General features: G+C 68.0%; 16 protein-coding genes. 7 read left to right on the top strand and 9 right to left on the bottom strand.

Features of this window, described 5'->3' with window-relative positions; translation table 11 throughout:
• From E5P3_RS18825 to E5P3_RS18805, 5 genes are all read left to right on the top strand, one after another.
• Positions 1 to 1,929 carry an iron-containing redox enzyme family protein gene (locus E5P3_RS18825; protein ID WP_162587360.1) on the top strand — a complete coding sequence of 643 codons (1,929 nt, stop codon included), beginning with the start codon at positions 1 to 3 and terminating at the stop codon, positions 1,927 to 1,929.
• Positions 1,926 to 2,819: a DUF6999 family protein gene (locus E5P3_RS18820; protein WP_162587359.1), complete on the top strand. Its 894-nt coding sequence runs from the start codon at positions 1,926 to 1,928 to the stop codon at positions 2,817 to 2,819. Before E5P3_RS18825 ends, E5P3_RS18820 begins: the two co-directional genes overlap by 4 nt.
• Positions 2,820 to 2,847: 28 nt before the next feature.
• Positions 2,848 to 3,201: a hypothetical protein gene (locus E5P3_RS18815; protein ID WP_174263084.1), complete on the top strand. Its 354-nt coding sequence runs from the start codon at positions 2,848 to 2,850 to the stop codon at positions 3,199 to 3,201.
• Positions 3,188 to 3,427 (top strand): hypothetical protein, encoded by a 240-nt coding sequence (locus E5P3_RS18810; protein ID WP_162587357.1) that lies wholly within the window; start codon positions 3,188 to 3,190, stop codon positions 3,425 to 3,427. The genes E5P3_RS18815 and E5P3_RS18810 overlap by 14 nt, the downstream gene beginning before the upstream one ends.
• Before the next feature lie 268 nt (positions 3,428 to 3,695).
• A complete protein-coding gene (locus tag E5P3_RS18805; protein ID WP_162587356.1) occupies positions 3,696 to 4,259 on the top strand; it encodes a hypothetical protein in 564 nt (187 codons plus the stop codon).
• A 113-nt stretch (positions 4,260 to 4,372) separates the two neighbouring features.
• Here the strand turns inward: E5P3_RS18805 and E5P3_RS18800 are convergent, their stop codons facing one another.
• Entirely contained in the window at positions 4,373 to 6,868 is a 2,496-nt protein-coding gene (locus tag E5P3_RS18800) for a sodium-translocating pyrophosphatase (protein ID WP_162587355.1), read from the bottom strand.
• 253 nt (positions 6,869 to 7,121) lie between these two features.
• Between E5P3_RS18800 and ppa the strand changes: the two genes are divergently transcribed.
• Positions 7,122 to 7,652 carry an inorganic diphosphatase gene (gene ppa, locus E5P3_RS18795; RefSeq protein WP_068683730.1) on the top strand — a complete coding sequence of 177 codons (531 nt, stop codon included), beginning with the start codon at positions 7,122 to 7,124 and terminating at the stop codon, positions 7,650 to 7,652.
• Positions 7,653 to 7,668: 16 nt separating this feature from the next.
• Here ppa and E5P3_RS18790 read toward each other — a convergent pair whose 3' ends face one another.
• From E5P3_RS18790 to E5P3_RS18775, 4 genes are all read right to left on the bottom strand, one after another.
• On the bottom strand, positions 7,669 to 8,703 hold the full coding sequence (locus E5P3_RS18790) for an L-idonate 5-dehydrogenase (protein ID WP_174263083.1): 1,035 nt from the start codon (positions 8,701 to 8,703) through the stop codon (positions 7,669 to 7,671).
• Positions 8,704 to 8,724: 21 nt separating this feature from the next.
• A complete protein-coding gene (locus E5P3_RS18785) occupies positions 8,725 to 9,498 on the bottom strand; it encodes a glucose 1-dehydrogenase (protein WP_162587354.1) in 774 nt (257 codons plus the stop codon).
• Positions 9,499 to 9,562: 64 nt separating this feature from the next.
• Positions 9,563 to 10,711 carry a GNAT family N-acetyltransferase gene (locus tag E5P3_RS18780; protein ID WP_162587353.1) on the bottom strand — a complete coding sequence of 383 codons (1,149 nt, stop codon included), beginning with the start codon at positions 10,709 to 10,711 and terminating at the stop codon, positions 9,563 to 9,565.
• A gap of 10 nt (positions 10,712 to 10,721) precedes the next feature.
• Entirely contained in the window at positions 10,722 to 11,660 is a 939-nt protein-coding gene (locus E5P3_RS18775; protein WP_162587352.1) for a DMT family transporter, read from the bottom strand.
• Between the two features lie 233 nt (positions 11,661 to 11,893).
• Between E5P3_RS18775 and E5P3_RS18770 the strand changes: the two genes are divergently transcribed.
• The gene (locus E5P3_RS18770; RefSeq protein WP_162587351.1) at positions 11,894 to 12,232 is read left to right on the top strand and encodes a P-II family nitrogen regulator; all 339 of its coding nucleotides are present in this window, start codon (positions 11,894 to 11,896) and stop codon (positions 12,230 to 12,232) included.
• A gap of 37 nt (positions 12,233 to 12,269) precedes the next feature.
• On the opposite strand, the gene E5P3_RS18765 is transcribed toward E5P3_RS18770, so the two are convergent.
• From E5P3_RS18765 to E5P3_RS18750, 4 genes are read right to left on the bottom strand one after another with little or no spacing between them, the layout of a single operon-like run.
• Positions 12,270 to 12,860 carry a TIGR00730 family Rossman fold protein gene (locus E5P3_RS18765; RefSeq protein ID WP_162587350.1) on the bottom strand — a complete coding sequence of 197 codons (591 nt, stop codon included), beginning with the start codon at positions 12,858 to 12,860 and terminating at the stop codon, positions 12,270 to 12,272.
• A 57-nt stretch (positions 12,861 to 12,917) separates the two neighbouring features.
• Positions 12,918 to 13,376 (bottom strand): diacylglycerol kinase, encoded by a 459-nt coding sequence (locus E5P3_RS18760; RefSeq protein WP_162587349.1) that lies wholly within the window; start codon positions 13,374 to 13,376, stop codon positions 12,918 to 12,920.
• Positions 13,373 to 13,942 carry an RDD family protein gene (locus E5P3_RS18755; RefSeq protein WP_162587348.1) on the bottom strand — a complete coding sequence of 190 codons (570 nt, stop codon included), beginning with the start codon at positions 13,940 to 13,942 and terminating at the stop codon, positions 13,373 to 13,375. Before E5P3_RS18755 ends, E5P3_RS18760 begins: the two co-directional genes overlap by 4 nt.
• Positions 13,943 to 13,954: 12 nt before the next feature.
• Complete coding sequence (locus E5P3_RS18750; RefSeq protein WP_162587347.1) at positions 13,955 to 14,782, bottom strand: DUF3106 domain-containing protein; 828 nt, start codon at positions 14,780 to 14,782, stop codon at positions 13,955 to 13,957.
• Positions 14,783 to 14,793: the final 11 nt, after the last annotated feature.

Raw genomic sequence — 14,793 nt, 5'->3', positions numbered from 1 at the left:
ATGCCCGTTCCATTTCAACGCGTCTATCTCGAAAGCGCCGGCTACTTCTTGCCCGGCGAACCGGTGTCCAACGAAGGCATGGATGCCTACATCGCGCCGCTCAACCGGATGTCGCAGCGCATCAAGCGGCGCATCCTGGCCGAGAACGGCATCCGCGAACGCTACTACGCGATCGACGCCGAGGGCCGCACCGTGTACAGCAACGCGCAGCTCGCGGCGGGCGCGATCCGCCACTGCCTGCAGCAGGGTGCGGCCGAGCTTTCGCGCGTCTCGCTGCTGGCGAGCGGCTCCTCGGGCGGCGATGCGCTGATGCCGGGCTTCGCCAACATGATCCAGGGCGAGCTCGCGGCGCCGCCGATGGAGACGCTGTCGGTGCACGGCATCTGCGCCGCCGGCGTGTCGGCGATCCAGGCCGCCGCCCAGGGCGTGGAAATGGGCGCGCACCGCTCGGCGCTGGCGGTGGCGAGCGAAATGCCCTCGCGCCTCTTCAAGCGATCGCGCTTCGCGGCCCGGGGCTACGAGTGCGATTTCGACTCGCATTTCCTGCGCTGGATGCTGTCCGATGGCGCCGGCGCGCTGCTGCTGTCGGACGGCGCGCCGGCGCTGGCCGGGACCCATGGTGCAGCGGGTGTGCGGCTGCGCCTGAAGTGGATCCACCAGCGCGCCTTCTCGGGCGACTACCCCGTGTGCATGCAATTGGGCCTGACCGAGGATCGCGCGCGCGGACACCTGGACTTTGCCTCCTGGAGCGAGGCCGAGGCCGCGGGCGCGTTGTCGCTGCGGCAGGACATCCGGCTGCTGCCGCACCTGTTCGACATCGGCATCCACGAATACGCGGGGCTGGTGCGCGAGGGCTGGGTCGATCCGTCGCGGGTCGACCATTTCCTGTGCCACTACTCGTCGGAGAAGTTCATCCCGGTGGTCGACGGCCTGATGCAGAAGGCCGGCCTGGCGATCCCGCGCGAGCGCTGGTACAGCAACCTGGCCTGGCGGGGCAACACCGGTGCGGCCTCGATCATGATCATGCTGGCCGAGTTCCTGCAGACCCGCAGCCTGAAGGCTGGGGAACAGATCTTCTGCTACGTGCCCGAGTCTGGGCGCTTCATGGCAGCGTACATGCTGTTCGAGGTCGAAGCCGCCGACGCGGCCGCCGTGCCCGCGCCGGCACGCGCCGCGGTGCCGGCGGCTGCCGAACCCGAAGCCCAGGCGATCGCCCCGCCGCACGATCCGGCCGGCGCACCCCAGGCGCTTGGCGGGCTGCTCACCGAGCTGGCCTCCATCTGGCACGACTACCGCTCGCGCGTCTGGCGCACCCCCCTGGTAAGGCAGATCCGCGAGCGCCGCTTTGCACTGCCGAACTACCTGAACTGGATGGAGCACTGGATCCCCCAGGTGCGCGAAGGCAGCAAGTGGATGCGCGAAGGCGCCTCTTCCCTGGCCCAGCCCTACCAGTCGCTGGCCTCCCTGATCGGCGTGCATGCGAGCGAGGAGCAGGACGACTTCATGATCCTGTTCAGCGACTACCGCAAGGCCGGCGGCGCCGTGGACGACATCGACGCGCTGCGCCGCAACCCCGGCGGGGAGGCACTCAATGCCTACCTGCACGGCCTGGCCGCGACGCCCAATCCGGTCGGCCTGCTGGGCGCGATCTACATCATCGAGGGCACCGGGCAGCGCATCGTGCCGGCGCTGCTGCCGCTGATCAAGGCCGGCCTGAAGCTGCCGCCCGAGGCCTTGCGCTTCCTCGAATACCACGGCCACAACGACGAGAACCACCTCAACCGCTGGCTGGCTGCGGTCGAGATGGCGATGGCGCTGGACGGGGAGGGCGGCGCGGCCCGCCGCATCATCGACACCGCGCGCCACACGGCGGCTCTCTACCTGATGCAGTTCGAGCACGTCACGCAGGCGCAGCCGGCACGTCCATGAAGGCCACCCCCGATTTCCTCACGCAGGAGTACGACCCGCGCGACCCCAGCCCCTGGCTGGCCCTCTACCTCGACCAGAGCACGCCGCTGCCCGATCCGGTGAAGGCGGCCTGGCTGGCCGACTCGAGCTCCGGCTCGCGGCAGTACCTGCTGCCCTTCCTGCGGCCGCTGGCGCGCACGGCCATCGTGCTGTTCCAGGTCTTCAAGGTCTTCGTGCCGCGCAACTGGGCGCATTCGCGGCTCTTGCACCGCATGCTGGCCTGGGGCTTGAAGCGCTTCGTCTCGCCCGAGGCCAACTGGCTGATCCTGCGTCATTTCCACCTGGGCTCGCAGGTGCTGGCCTTCATCGGCGCCAATTCGCCGGTGCCGGTCGAGACCTCGCCCCTGGAGCCGGCCGATCTCGACGCGCTGAAGGACGACATGTTCTTGAAGCACGACCTGAACCTCTTCAATTTCGTGATCCGCCTCAACGAGGCGTTGCGCGCGCGGGGGCTCGAGCTCGGGAAGGCGCAGAAGGTCGATTTCTCGATGATCCGCGAGCCCGGGCCGCGGCTGGCGGACATGCCGCGCGGGCGGCTCAACTTCCTGGACCTCCAAAGCGCGATCGAGCTGTTCACGCCGCTGTACCAGTTGATGCTGACCGACAACGACTTCTGGCGCGCCGCCAATTCGCTGCAGTTGGACGAGACCATCGGCATCTACGCCGCCACGCTGCTGGACGCGCCCGAGCACCTGATCCTGGTGAACAACAAGCATCCGCTGGTGCCGCTGTCGACGCTGCGGGCAGGGCACCGGCTGGTGATCCATGGCCTTTCGACCGAGATGCTGCACAGCCTGCTGGTGAAATACCGCGCCTCGCAGGGGGCCGGCGCCGCGGCCGGGCACTTGTAATCCTGTATCGTTGCCCCAAATGCCTTGCATGAACGCTACCCACTCCCCGGCGCCCAAGACCGACCTGGCGGTGACGCATGTGCTGGCCCAGCTCCTCGAGCGGCTCGAGCACAGCCCCGTGCCAGTGGGCGCAGAGCAGTACCGCTCGGTCGTGATGCACCTGGTTGACGAGTTCCGCGACGTCGCTCCCGGCGATGGGCTGGGCAAGCTGCTGGACGCCTATCCTGCCGCGGCCGAGGTGTACGAGAACCTCAACTACCAGCATGCCGGCCTGTGCCGCTCCGGCCTGGACGCCTCGCTCGCCGCTGAGCTGGCGGCCAAGGATGCGATCCAGCGCATCATGCGCCGTGCCGAGCCGGACGCCACCCATGGCCAAGGCTGACGTCAAGACCGCCATCGTCGCCGATGGCCTGCGCTACAAGGCCAAGGCCTCCGGGTCTCCCTTCCGGGCGTCGGCCTCGTTCAGCGGCGCGACCATGTCCTGCTTCTTGTGCGGCAAGCACCGCGTGCGCTCGCAAATGCGCACGCGCCAGTTCCTGGGCAAGTCGCAAACGGTCTGCGCACCTTCCTGCAAGGCGCTGGACGAGGCAGAGTCGGCAGCGGCGTAAGTCGCTCCCCAAGGGGTACGCCGTGCCGGGCGCTTCGTGTGCTCAGCCCTCTTCGGCTCGCGACGTTTTCGAGCTGTTGTTGAGCTATTCACTGGCTCTGTAAACCGACTACCAAAAGCGCCAGATTCGATCTACAGTTGGAAACAATTGATGCAAATATTTGCATCAATGCTAAAGTTCCAATTCACGGTCGATAAATGAATTCGCTTAAAACCATTTACTGCTATTGGTTGCGGCGCGTCCATGACGACGGGAAGGGCGGTCTGCGATGAGCCGGCCTGCCCGTCATGTCGTCATGCAGGTTGTCAAGCGCTCGGGTGGCGCCACGCACCACGTGGAGTTCACCATTGACGACAACTTCGCCGAGCGCCTGCGGCAATTGCGTTCGCTGGTCCCGCCGCTCACGGCCCTCAACCGGCAGCGCGACCTGGTCATCGACAAGGTGCGCGTGCGGCTGCCCACCGCCGTGTGGCGCCTCGGCGGCGAAACGGAGGCGGAGGTCGACGGCTCTTGCATCGTCATTGCCGCCGAGGGCTTCTTCAATTGCGGCGGCAAGGATCGCAAGACCAAGGAGAAGCTGGTCACCTACACCTTCCCGATTGCGCGCCTCATCGAATTGCACACCGAGCGGCCTGCCGGCGAGACTTTCTATATCCGCGACGGCGTCTTCACCAATGACGAGCCGGCCAACTCCGCGGCCGGCCGCTGGGTCGCCTCGCTGCACGAGATGGAAGAGACGCGTCCGCCGGAGTCGCCGTCCGACTTCGACACGCTCCAGGGCGTGCCGCTGCGCACCGAGCAAGGGGCACTGCCGGCCCACGGCCTGAACTGAGTCGATCGGGCGCGCCTGGGCAGTCTGCTCGGACACGCCGGATTCATTCACACCTTCTGAGCGCTGAGCGCTGAGCGCATCGGCGGCCAGTCGCCGCCGACGCGCCGCCACACTTACTGAAGCTTCACCTCGACCCGGCGTGCCTCGGCCGGCGGACCGCCGGCCAGTGCCTGCGCCGGCTTGGCGAGCTCGACCTTGTCGTCCGGCACGCCCGCCATCTTGAGTGCGGCGCCCACCGCGGTGGCGCGTTGCTTGGCGAGCTCGGCGTTCTTCTCCGGATCGCCGGTGGCGTCGTGGTAGCCGCTCACCAGCACGCGCCCGCCGCCTTGCGTGGCCTTCACGATGTCTGCCAGCGCGGCGCTGGAGCCCGCGGGCACCTCGGCGCTGCCGGTGGCGAAGTAGAACTTGACTACACCGCCATCGGTCCTGATCGAGGCGCCCGTGTCGCCGGCTGCAGCGGGTGCCGCCGCAGGTGCCGGCGCGGGAGCCGGGGCAACCGCCGGGGCAGGCGAGGTTGCGGGCGGGGTCACCGCGACCGCGTCGCCGGTGTGGAACTTGACCACCAGCGGCACGATGAGCAGCGCCACGATGTTGATGATCTTGATCAGCGGGTTCACCGCCGGGCCGGCCGTGTCCTTGTAGGGGTCGCCCACGGTGTCGCCGGTCACCGCAGCCTTGTGGGCTTCGGAGCCCTTGCCGCCATGGTGGCCGTCCTCGATGTACTTCTTGGCGTTGTCCCAGGCGCCGCCGCCGGTGCACATCGAGATCGCGACGAACAGGCCGGTGACGATGGTGCCCATCAGCAGACCGCCCAGCGCCTTCGGTCCCAGCAGCAGGCCGACCAGGATCGGCACCACCACCGGCAGCAGGCTGGGGATCATCATCTCCTTGATCGCGGCGCCGGTCAGCATGCTCACCGCGCGGCCGTATTCGGGCTTGCCGGTGCCTTCCATGATGCCGGGGATCTCGCGGAACTGCCGGCGCACTTCCTCCACGACCGAGCCGGCCGCGCGGCCGACGGCTTCCATCGCCATGGCGCCGAACAGGTAGGGGATCAGGCCGCCGATGAAGAGGCCCACGATCACCATCGGCTCGCTCAGGTTGAAGCTGATGGCCTGGCCGTAGGTCTCGAGCTTGTGTGTGTAGTCGGCGAACAGCACGAGCGAGGCCAGGCCGGCCGAGCCGATGGCGTAGCCCTTGGTCACGGCCTTGGTCGTGTTGCCCACCGCGTCCAGGGGGTCGGTGATGTCGCGCACGCTGGCCGGCATCTCCGACATCTCGGCGATGCCCCCGGCGTTGTCGGTGATCGGGCCGTACGCGTCGAGCGCCACCACGATGCCCGCCATGCTCAGCATGGCCGTCGCCGCCACAGCGATGCCGTAGAGGCCACCCAGCCAGTACGAAGCCATGATTGCGATGCAGACGCAGATCACCGGCCAGGCGGTGGAACGCATCGACACGCCCAGGCCTGCGATGATGTTGGTGCCATGGCCCGTGGTCGAAGCCTGCGCGATATGCCGCACCGGGGAGTACTGGGTGCCGGTGTAGAACTCGGTGATCCACACCAGCGCCGCCGTCAGCGCCAGGCCGACGAAGCAGGTGCCGAAGAGCCTGAGCTGGCTGCCCGAGGCCGCGATGGCGTTGTCGGGAATGAGCCACTGTGTCACGAACCAGAAGGCGATCAGCGACAGGATGCCTGCCACTGCGAGCCCCTTGTAGAGCGCCGGCATCACGTTGACCATGCCCGGCGAGGCGCGCACGAAGAAGCAGCCGATGATCGAGGCGATGATCGACACGGCCCCCAGCGCCAGCGGATACAGCACCGCGTTGACCGGCGCCGCCGTCACCATGAGCGCTCCCAGCACCATGGTCGCGATCAGCGTCACCGCGTAGGTCTCGAACAGGTCGGCCGCCATGCCGGCGCAATCGCCGACGTTGTCGCCCACGTTGTCGGCGATCACGGCCGGGTTGCGGGGATCGTCCTCTGGGATGCCGGCCTCGACCTTGCCCACGAGATCGGCGCCGACGTCCGCGCCCTTGGTGAAGATGCCGCCGCCCAGCCGCGCGAAGATCGAGATCAGCGAGGAGCCGAAGGCGAAGCCGATCAGCGGATTGAGCAGGGTGGCCAGCTTGGTGTCGGGTGTCAGCTGCCCGTTTCCTGCCAGGAACCAGAAGAAAACCGTGACCCCCAGCAGGCCCAGGCCCACCACCAGCATGCCGGTGATGGCGCCGCCGCGGAACGCGACATCGAGCGCCGGGCCAATGCCCTGCGTAGCGGCCTGCGCGGTGCGCACGTTCGCGCGCACGGAGACGTTCATGCCGATGAAGCCGCAGGCGCCGGACAGCACGGCCCCGATGATGAAGCCGATCGCCGTGGTGGCGTCGAGGAAGACGCCGATCAGGATCGCGAGCACGATGCCCACGACCGCGATGGTGCGGTACTGCTTGGCCAGGTAGGCCGCCGCGCCGGTCTGGATCGCGGCCGCGATCTCCTGCATTCGGGGGTTGCCCGGGTCCTTCGAAAGTATCCAACTGCGCGCCCAGAAGCCATAGCCCACGGCCACGAGGCCGCAGACGATGGCGAGGACGAGAGGGGTGTTGCCGATCATGCCTTGCTTCTCCATTCGTTCGTTGTGACTTGTGGAGACGAAAGCACCAACCCCCTGTGCGCAACGCGTACGGGTCAGTGCTTCCGCCGCGTTGCTTCCTCGAAGCCCCGATGCCTGGAAAGGCGGGGCCGATTGGCCAACGGGGGCAATTTACAGGCAAAAGTCTCGTTTGGTGCGACCGGCCCGTGACACGGAAAGTAAACTTCGGGTTTGTCCGAATCCCTCTAACACTTATCCACTACAAGACAGCCCTATGTCCCTCGGCCAAGTTTCCCCCGGCAAAGATGCCCCCGAAGCGTTCAACGTCATCATCGAGATCCCGATGAACGCCGATCCGATCAAGTACGAGGTCGACAAGGAGTCGGGCGCGATCTTCGTCGACCGCTTCATGACGACGGCGATGCACTACCCGACCAACTACGGCTACGTGCCGCAGACGCTTTCGGGCGACGGCGATCCGGTCGACGTGCTGGTCATCACACCCTGGGCGCTGGTGCCCGGCGTGGTGGTGCCGTGCCGACCGATCGGCATCCTGATGATGGAAGACGAGGCCGGCGTCGACGGCAAGGTGCTGGCCGTGCCCACCGACAAGGTGCTGCCCATCTACAGCCACTGGAAGAAGGTCGAGGACGTGAACCCGATGCGCCTGAAGGCCATCACGCACTTCTTCGAGCACTACAAGGACCTGGAGCAGGGCAAGTGGGTGAAGGTGCTGGGCTGGGAAGGGATCGACGCTGCCAAGAAGGAAATCGTGGACGGTATCGCGAACTACAAGAAGGGTTGACGCGCCTCCTTCGACCTCAGTCGAAGTTGAGCAGCACCTTCATGGCCTGCGAGCGGTCGGCGGCGAGCGCGAAGGCGCGCGCCGAATCGCGGTAGGACAGCGTGGCCGAGATCAGCGGCTTCACGTCCACCAGCCCTTTGTTGAGCAGCTCCACCGCGACCGCGAACTCCTCGTGGAAGCGGAAGGCACCGCGCAGGTCGAACTCCTTGGCCACGATGGTGTTGATGGGCAGCGTCATCTCGCCGCCCAGCCCCAGCTGCACGACGATCCCGCGCGGCCGCAGCGCCTCGAAGGCGCCGACCAGTGCGCGCTGATTGCCGCTGGCCTCGAACAGCACGTCGAACTGGCCCTTGTCGGCCGTGAAGCGCGCCAGCCCCTCGGGCTCTTCCGCCACGTTCACGACCTCGTCGGCGCCCACCTTCAATGCCTTGCCCAGCGTGTGCGAACCGACATCGGTGGCCACGATGTGCGTGGCCCCCGCGCGCCGCGCCGCAATGATGGCCAGTGCGCCGATCGGGCCGCAGCCCGTGACCAGCACGCTCTTGCCCAGCAGCGACCCCGCGCGGCGCACCGCGTGCAGCGCCACCGAGAGCGGCTCGGCCATCGAGCCTTCACCGTCGCTCACGCTCTCGGCCAGGCGATGCGCCTGCCAGTGCTCCACCACGATCTCCTGGCGGAAGGCGCCCTGCACATGGGGCGTGCGCATCGCGCTGCCGTAGTAGCGCATGTCCAGGCAATGGTTCTGCAGGCCCTGCTGGCAGTAGCGGCACAGGCCGCAGGGTCGGCTCGGGCTGATGGCGACGCGCTCGCCGGGCGCGAAGCCGCCCGCGCCCGCACCCACGGCCTCGATCATGCCGGCTACCTCGTGGCCCAGCACCATGGGCTCCTTGATTCGCACGATGCCGAAGCCGCCGTGCTGGTAGTAGTGCAGATCGGAGCCGCAGATGCCGCCGCAGCGCACGCGCACGCGCAGCTGGCCGGGGCCGAGCTCGGGCGTGGGGACGTTCTCGATGCGCAGGTCGCCGGGGGCGTGGATGACGAGTGCTTCCATGATGGCCTCCTTGGGGCGGGCTTAAAGGGTGGCGGTCACGCCGCCGTCCACGTAGAGGATGTGGCCGTTGACGAAGTTGGAGGCATCGCTGGTGAGGAACACGGCCGCGCCCACCAGGTCTTGCACATCGCCCCACCGGCGCGACGGCGTGCGCCCCACCAGCCAGGACGTGAACTCGGGGTTGTTCACGAGCGCATCGGTCAGCTCGGTCTTGAAGTAGCCCGGGCCAAGGCCGTTGACCTGGATGCCGTGCGGGCCCCAGTCGATGGCCATGCCCTTGGTCAGCATCTTCACCGCGCCCTTGCTGGCGGTGTAGGGCGCGATGCCCGGGCGCCCCAGCTCGCTCTGGACCGAGCAGACGTTGACGATCTTGCCGCGCCCGCGAAGGATCATGTACTTTGCCACGGCCTTGCCGACCAGGAACACGCTGTCGAGGTTGGTCTTCATCAGCTCGTGCCACTGCGCTTCCTCGAACTGGTCGAGCGGCGCGCGGCGCTGCATGCCGGCGTTGTTGACCAGGATGTCGATAGCGCCGATCTCCGCCTCGATGCGGGCGATGGCTGCATTCACCGCCTCGCCGGAGGTCACGTCGAAGGGCGCGGTAGAGACCGTGGCGCCTTCATCGCGCAGCCGAGCGGCGGCCTGCTCGAGCTTGTCGGTGTTGCGTGCGTTGAGGACGATGCGCGCACCCGCGCCGGCGAGCCCGCGCGCCAGCGCGTAGCCGATGCCGGCGCTGGAGCCGGTGATGAGCGCGGTGCGCCCACTGAGGTCGAAGTTTTGCAGGACGGGTTGCAAGCTTGTCTCCGGAAGTGACGGGTGTCGGACGCAGCAAGCGTAGCTGAGCCCTTGAGCGAGCCGCTTATCCTGCTTGCCGGAAGGGGCTGCGCTCCCCCAGGTGGTCGAGGTAGTTCGCGATGCCTTCGTCCTCGCGATCGAGAAAGCGCTCCACCGCGTCGGCGAAGGCGGGATGGGCCAGCCAGTGGGCGCTGGTAGTCTTCACCGGCATGAGTGCGCGCGCCATCTTGTGCTCGCCCTGCGCGCCGCCCTCGAAGCGCTGCACGCCGTGCTCGATGCACCAGGCGAGCGGCTGGTAGTAGCAGGCCTCGAAGTGCAGGCAGTCCACGCGTTCGAGCGCGCCCCAGTAGCGGCCGTAGGCGACCGAGGCATCGGCGGACAGGGCGATCAGGCTGCTGGCGATGGGCTTGCCGCTGCGCTCCGCGATGAACAGCAGCCAGGCCTCGGGCATGTCCTCGGCCATGCGTCCGAAGAATTGGGGCTTCAGATAGGGCGGGTTGCCGTGCTCGCGGTAGGTGCGGGCGTAGCAACGGTAGAAGAAGTCCCAGTCGGCTTCGCGGATATCGGCGCCGCGCGACCAGCGAAAGCGCACGCCGGCGTCGTGCACCTTGCGGCGCTCCTGGCGGATCTTCTTGCGCTTGTCGTGGGAGAGGCTGGCGAGGAAGGCGTCGAAGTCCTTCCATTGCGCGTTCTTCCAGTGGAACTGGACGGTGTGCCGCAGCATCAGGCCGGCATCGGCGCAGGCCTCGATGTCCTCGTCGGCGCCGAAGAGCAGGTGGAGCGAGGAAAGTTCTTCCTCCTTGCACCAGGCAAGCAGCGCCTGCACCAGCAAGGCGCGGCTGGCGTCGTCCTGCGCCAGCAGGCGCGTTCCCGGCACCGGGGTGAAGGGCACCGCCACCACGGCCTTCGGGTAGTACGCCAGCCCGTGCTGCTGGTAGGCGTTGGCCCAGGCCCAGTCGAACACGTATTCGCCGTAGGAGTGGCCCTTGAGGTACATCGGGCAGGCCGCGGCCAGCTCGCGGCCGCGCCACACCGTCAGGAAGCGCGGCGCCCAGCCGCTCTCGGGCGAGGCGCTGTCGCTCTGCTCCAGGGCTGCCAGGTAGGCGTGGCGCATGAAGGGGGAGGGCGCGCGCTGCGTGGCCAGCAGGCTGTCCCAGGCGGCGGCGTCGATCTCGGAGACGGCGCCATGGATGCGGACGACGAAGTCGGTCAAGGGCTTCCCATCAGCGGCCTCGCGGGCCGCTGGTCTCGGCGATGTAGATGCCGCCCAGCACCAGGGCCAGCGCTACCGCATGGTAGAGCGACAGCGGCTCGCCGAGCACGAGCACCGCGAGCAGCGGCCCGAAGATCGGCACCAGATTGAGGAAGACACCCGCGCGCGCCGGACCGATCAGCCCCACGGCGTGGATGAAGGTGACCTGCGAGGCGAAGGAGGGCAGCAGCCCGACGAACAGCACAAGCGCCCAGCCCGTGGGCGTGGGCACGAAGAAATCGCCCATGGCGATTTCCGCCACGAGGAGTGGCACCGACACCAGGCAGGCCACAGCCGCGGTCGCCGCGAAGAAGACGATGGCCGGCACGTCAGGCCGCCGGCGCAGGCCCAGCGCATAGGCGGCGTAGAGCATGCTGGCCACGATCATCCAGACGTCGCCGATGTTGAAGCCGAGCTCGGCCAGAAGCGCAGGATGGCCGCCCGAGGCCACCACGACGATGCCGGCGAGCGTGAGCGCCACGCCCACCAGTTGCAGTCCGCCCACGCGGGTGCGAAAGAAGAGCAGGCTCCCCAGCAGCACCAGCACTGGAATGGTGCCTTGGATGATCGCGATGTTGATGGCCGTCGTGTGATGCGCCGCGGCATAGAACAGGGCGTTGAAGCCGGTGAAGCCCAACGTGCCCATCACCGTGATGAAGCGCCAGGAGGGCAGCAGGCTGCGCCAGTGCAGGGCGATCTGCCGGCGCGCGCACAGGCCCAGCGCCAGGCAGCAGACGATCCAGCGCGAGAAGGTCAGCATCATCGGCGAGACCTCGCCCACCGCCAGCCGGGCGGCCACGGCGTTCGCGCCCCAGATCAGCGTGGTGAACACCAGCAGCACATAGGCTTGGTTGTGGAGCCAGGGGAGGAACGAGGAGAAGAGGCCGGTGGGGGAGGAACCAGAGCGCATGGCCTGCCGAGCGTAGCAGCCCCCGCGATGGTGCGCGCGCGACGCCCTTCCCAAGCCTTCGGCGCAGGAGGCGAATGACATAATCTTTTCGACTCGCGCGACCCTGGCACGCTACATGCAGGACGACGAAGGCATCGTGGGCATCCGGGTAGGCGGTCGCCGCCTCGGCGCCGATTGGCGCTACCCTATCGCCAGCCAGTTCAACGAAATCGCCGAAAGAAAGAAGAGACCCTATGAAGCAAATCACCGCCATCGTCAAACCGTTCAAGCTCGACGACGTGCGCGAGGCGCTGGCCGAGGTCGGCGTCACCGGGCTCACCGTCACCGAGGTCAAGGGCTTCGGCCGACAGAAGGGCCATACCGAGCTCTACCGCGGCGCCGAATACGTGGTCGACTTCCTGCCGAAGATGAAGGTCGAGGTGGTGGTCAACGAGGCCGACCTGGACCGTTGTGTCGATGCCATCGTCACCGCCGCGCGCACCGGCAAGATCGGCGATGGCAAGATCTTCGTGACCAACGTCGAGCGCGTGGTGCGCATCCGCACCGGCGAGGAAGACGAAGCCGCAGTCTAGGCGGCGCTCAGGGCCGAAGCAGCCGTCCAGGCGGCGCTCAGAGCACCTCGGCGAGTTTGTCTCCGCGCGGGTGGCGGCCCGCCTCCTCGAGCAGCGCGTCGAGCAGGGCGGCGGCGTCATTGCCCGAACGAATCAGTCCCATCTGCCATTCGCCCATGAAGCCCTCTCGCACGCTGTGGGCCAGGAAGTCGATCAGGCCGCTGTAGTAGCCCGCCACATCGAGGATGCCGACCGGCTTGTCGTGATAGCCGAGCTGGCGCCAGGTCCAGATCTCGAACAGTTCCTCGAAGGTGCCGATGCCGCCCGGCAGGGCGACGAAGGCATCGGCACGCTCCCCCATCATGGCCTTGCGCTCATGCATGGTGTCGACCACGTGCAGCTCGTCGCACAGGGGGTTGGCGAGTTCCTTGTCGACCAGGGCCTTTGGGATGATGCCGACCACGCGTCCGCCGCTGGTGCGCGTCGCTTCCGCCACCACGCCCATCAGGCCAGTGCGGCCGCCACCGTAGACCAGCTGCCCGCCGCGTTCGCCGATCCAGCGGCCGACCGACCGGGCCGCGGCCGAGAATTCCTGCCGCTCGCCGGGGCGCGAACCGCAATACACGCAAATCGAAAAAGAAGGGGTCATCCCCCGATCATGCCGCCATCGAATGACGCGCGGCTTGCATCGAGGGGACTCGTCGCGCTAGCCGGAGAAGCGGTGCCACAACGCCGCGAACCAGACGCCGCAACACAGGAGGATGGACAGCAGCACCGCGGCGCTGCCCACGTCCTTGGCGTTCTTGGAGAAGGAGTGCCATTCCGGGCCCACGCGGTCGATGGCCGCCTCGATTCCGGTGTTGAGCAGCTCGACGATCATCACCAGGATCACCACCGCCGCGAGCAATGCGGTTTCGACCCAGGTCCGGCCGACCCAGAAGGCGGCCGGCACCATCACGATGGCGCACAGCACCTCCTGGCGGAAGGCCGCCTCGCCCCAAGCGGCGCGGAAGCCATCGAGCGAGATGAGGGTGGCGTGCCAGATGCGGTCCAGGCCGCGCCGCGACTTCTGTGGATTGACGGGGCTGTTGACGGTGTTTGCTGGACCAGCCTCCGCGCTACGCGCTGCGGCGCTATTCGACCTGGGAGCGGAACGGCGTGTCATCGTCGGCTCAAGGGTTTGGACGGGATCAGGCGGGTGCCGGCCCAGGCGTCGTGCCAGAACTGGCGTTCGGGGTGGAAGCGCGAGAGCAGGGCCCAGACGATCACCCAGCCGAAGATCAGCACCGCGGACTCGCCGCCGCCGAGCCTGAAGGGCGCGACTGCGGCCAGCGGAGGCAGGAACCAGACCCAGGAGAGCAGATAGCGCAGCAGCGCGCGCCCTTGCGTGACCGGCCGGCCGAGCCGGTCGACCACGCGGATGCCCCAGGTCTTCATGGCCAGCGTCTGGCCCTTGGACCAGAACCAGACGAAGTAGACGCCGAACACGACGAACAGGAACGCCTGCAGCAGGTGCCGGCGCGAATCCATGGCGTCGCGCATCTGGCCCAGGGTGCTGAACAGCCAGCCCGCGACGAACACCACGGCGAAAAGCAGCATCCCCTCGTAGAGCCAGCAGGCCATGCGCCGCCACAGGCCGGGTGCGCTCAACTCGGGGGGAATGGCGGGGGCGGAGGGATCAGGAAAGGCCGTGCCGCGGGCACCGGCGCTGTCGGAGGAACTGGAAGCCATCGGCAGCTTGTATCACGGCGCGGCGGGGGGCTGGTCGCTGGTGCGTACCGGAGATGTGGCGGAGACCGAGGCATCCGCCGGGGCAGCCGGGGCGGAAGGTGCCGGCACCTGTGCCTCTGCGGTGATGGGCGGGCCGGCTGTCGGGACTGCCATCCGCGTCACCGGCGGACCCGCGGCAGGCAGGCGAGCGGGAGACGGCTGCGACACGGGCGTCGGCGGCGCCAGCTGGATACGCGGGGTGTGTTGCGCGTCAGCCGTCGCGGCGGGCAGCTGGACCAGCTTCTGGGCCGGCACCGGCCGGATCGACGCCGCGGCGCCAGGACGGGGCTTGGCACGCGCGGCCAGCTCGCGTTTTTCTTCCTCGCTGAGCGCCTGGTAGGCCTCCCACTTGGCTTTGCGTTCGTCCACCGGAACCTGCTTCACCTCGGCGAAGTTGAAGCGAGCCTGCGAGCGTTGCTGGTTGCTCAGCGTGGCCCATGATGTCATCCGGCTGTGAAGGATTTCCTGCTCGGCCGGCGACAGCCTGGCGTAGTTGCGCGAAAGGGCCAGCCATTTGCGCTTGTGAGGTTCGGTCAGGCTGTCCCACTGCAACGCGAGCGGCTCCAGAGCGCGCTGCTGGCGGGCGCTCAGGTCGCGCCACAACGGCTTGGATGGGGCCGCCGGCTTCGCCGCAGGCGCGGAGCTCGTCGGGCCTGCGCCCCGGATCGGGACCTGGGCGCCAGCGGACTCCACTGCGGTGCCCGCGAGCGCGAACACCAACAGCACGCACGCGCCTCCGACCGCGCTCGGCAGCAGCCGGCGCAACGGGATGGGCGCTTGGGAGCGAGGGCGTTGCGTCATGTGAAGGGACG

Source organism: Variovorax sp. RA8 (genome assembly GCF_901827175.1).
Taxonomy (GTDB): domain Bacteria; phylum Pseudomonadota; class Gammaproteobacteria; order Burkholderiales; family Burkholderiaceae_C; genus Variovorax.
Note: the sequence above shows the minus strand (reverse complement) of the source record. Positions and strands in the feature narration are given on the sequence as shown.

Excerpts from the sequence above, each read along its gene's own strand:
- E5P3_RS18770 (WP_162587351.1), top strand. The coding sequence starts at position 11,894 with ATGAAGCAAATCACCGCCATCGTCAAACCGTTCAAGCTCGACGACGTG.
- E5P3_RS18810 (WP_162587357.1), top strand. The coding sequence starts at position 3,188 with ATGGCCAAGGCTGACGTCAAGACCGCCATCGTCGCCGATGGCCTGCGC.
- E5P3_RS18765 (WP_162587350.1), bottom strand. The coding sequence starts at position 12,860 with ATGACCCCTTCTTTTTCGATTTGCGTGTATTGCGGTTCGCGCCCCGGC.
- E5P3_RS18805 (WP_162587356.1), top strand. The coding sequence starts at position 3,696 with ATGAGCCGGCCTGCCCGTCATGTCGTCATGCAGGTTGTCAAGCGCTCG.
- E5P3_RS18750 (WP_162587347.1), bottom strand. The coding sequence starts at position 14,782 with ATGACGCAACGCCCTCGCTCCCAAGCGCCCATCCCGTTGCGCCGGCTG.
- E5P3_RS18775 (WP_162587352.1), bottom strand. The coding sequence starts at position 11,660 with ATGCGCTCTGGTTCCTCCCCCACCGGCCTCTTCTCCTCGTTCCTCCCC.
- E5P3_RS18800 (WP_162587355.1), bottom strand. The coding sequence starts at position 6,868 with ATGATCGGCAACACCCCTCTCGTCCTCGCCATCGTCTGCGGCCTCGTG.
- E5P3_RS18790 (WP_174263083.1), bottom strand. The coding sequence starts at position 8,703 with ATGGAAGCACTCGTCATCCACGCCCCCGGCGACCTGCGCATCGAGAAC.
- E5P3_RS18815 (WP_174263084.1), top strand. The coding sequence starts at position 2,848 with ATGAACGCTACCCACTCCCCGGCGCCCAAGACCGACCTGGCGGTGACG.
- E5P3_RS18760 (WP_162587349.1), bottom strand. The coding sequence starts at position 13,376 with ATGACACGCCGTTCCGCTCCCAGGTCGAATAGCGCCGCAGCGCGTAGC.
- ppa (WP_068683730.1), top strand. The coding sequence starts at position 7,122 with ATGTCCCTCGGCCAAGTTTCCCCCGGCAAAGATGCCCCCGAAGCGTTC.
- E5P3_RS18755 (WP_162587348.1), bottom strand. The coding sequence starts at position 13,942 with ATGGCTTCCAGTTCCTCCGACAGCGCCGGTGCCCGCGGCACGGCCTTT.
- E5P3_RS18825 (WP_162587360.1), top strand. The coding sequence starts at position 1 with ATGCCCGTTCCATTTCAACGCGTCTATCTCGAAAGCGCCGGCTACTTC.
- E5P3_RS18820 (WP_162587359.1), top strand. The coding sequence starts at position 1,926 with ATGAAGGCCACCCCCGATTTCCTCACGCAGGAGTACGACCCGCGCGAC.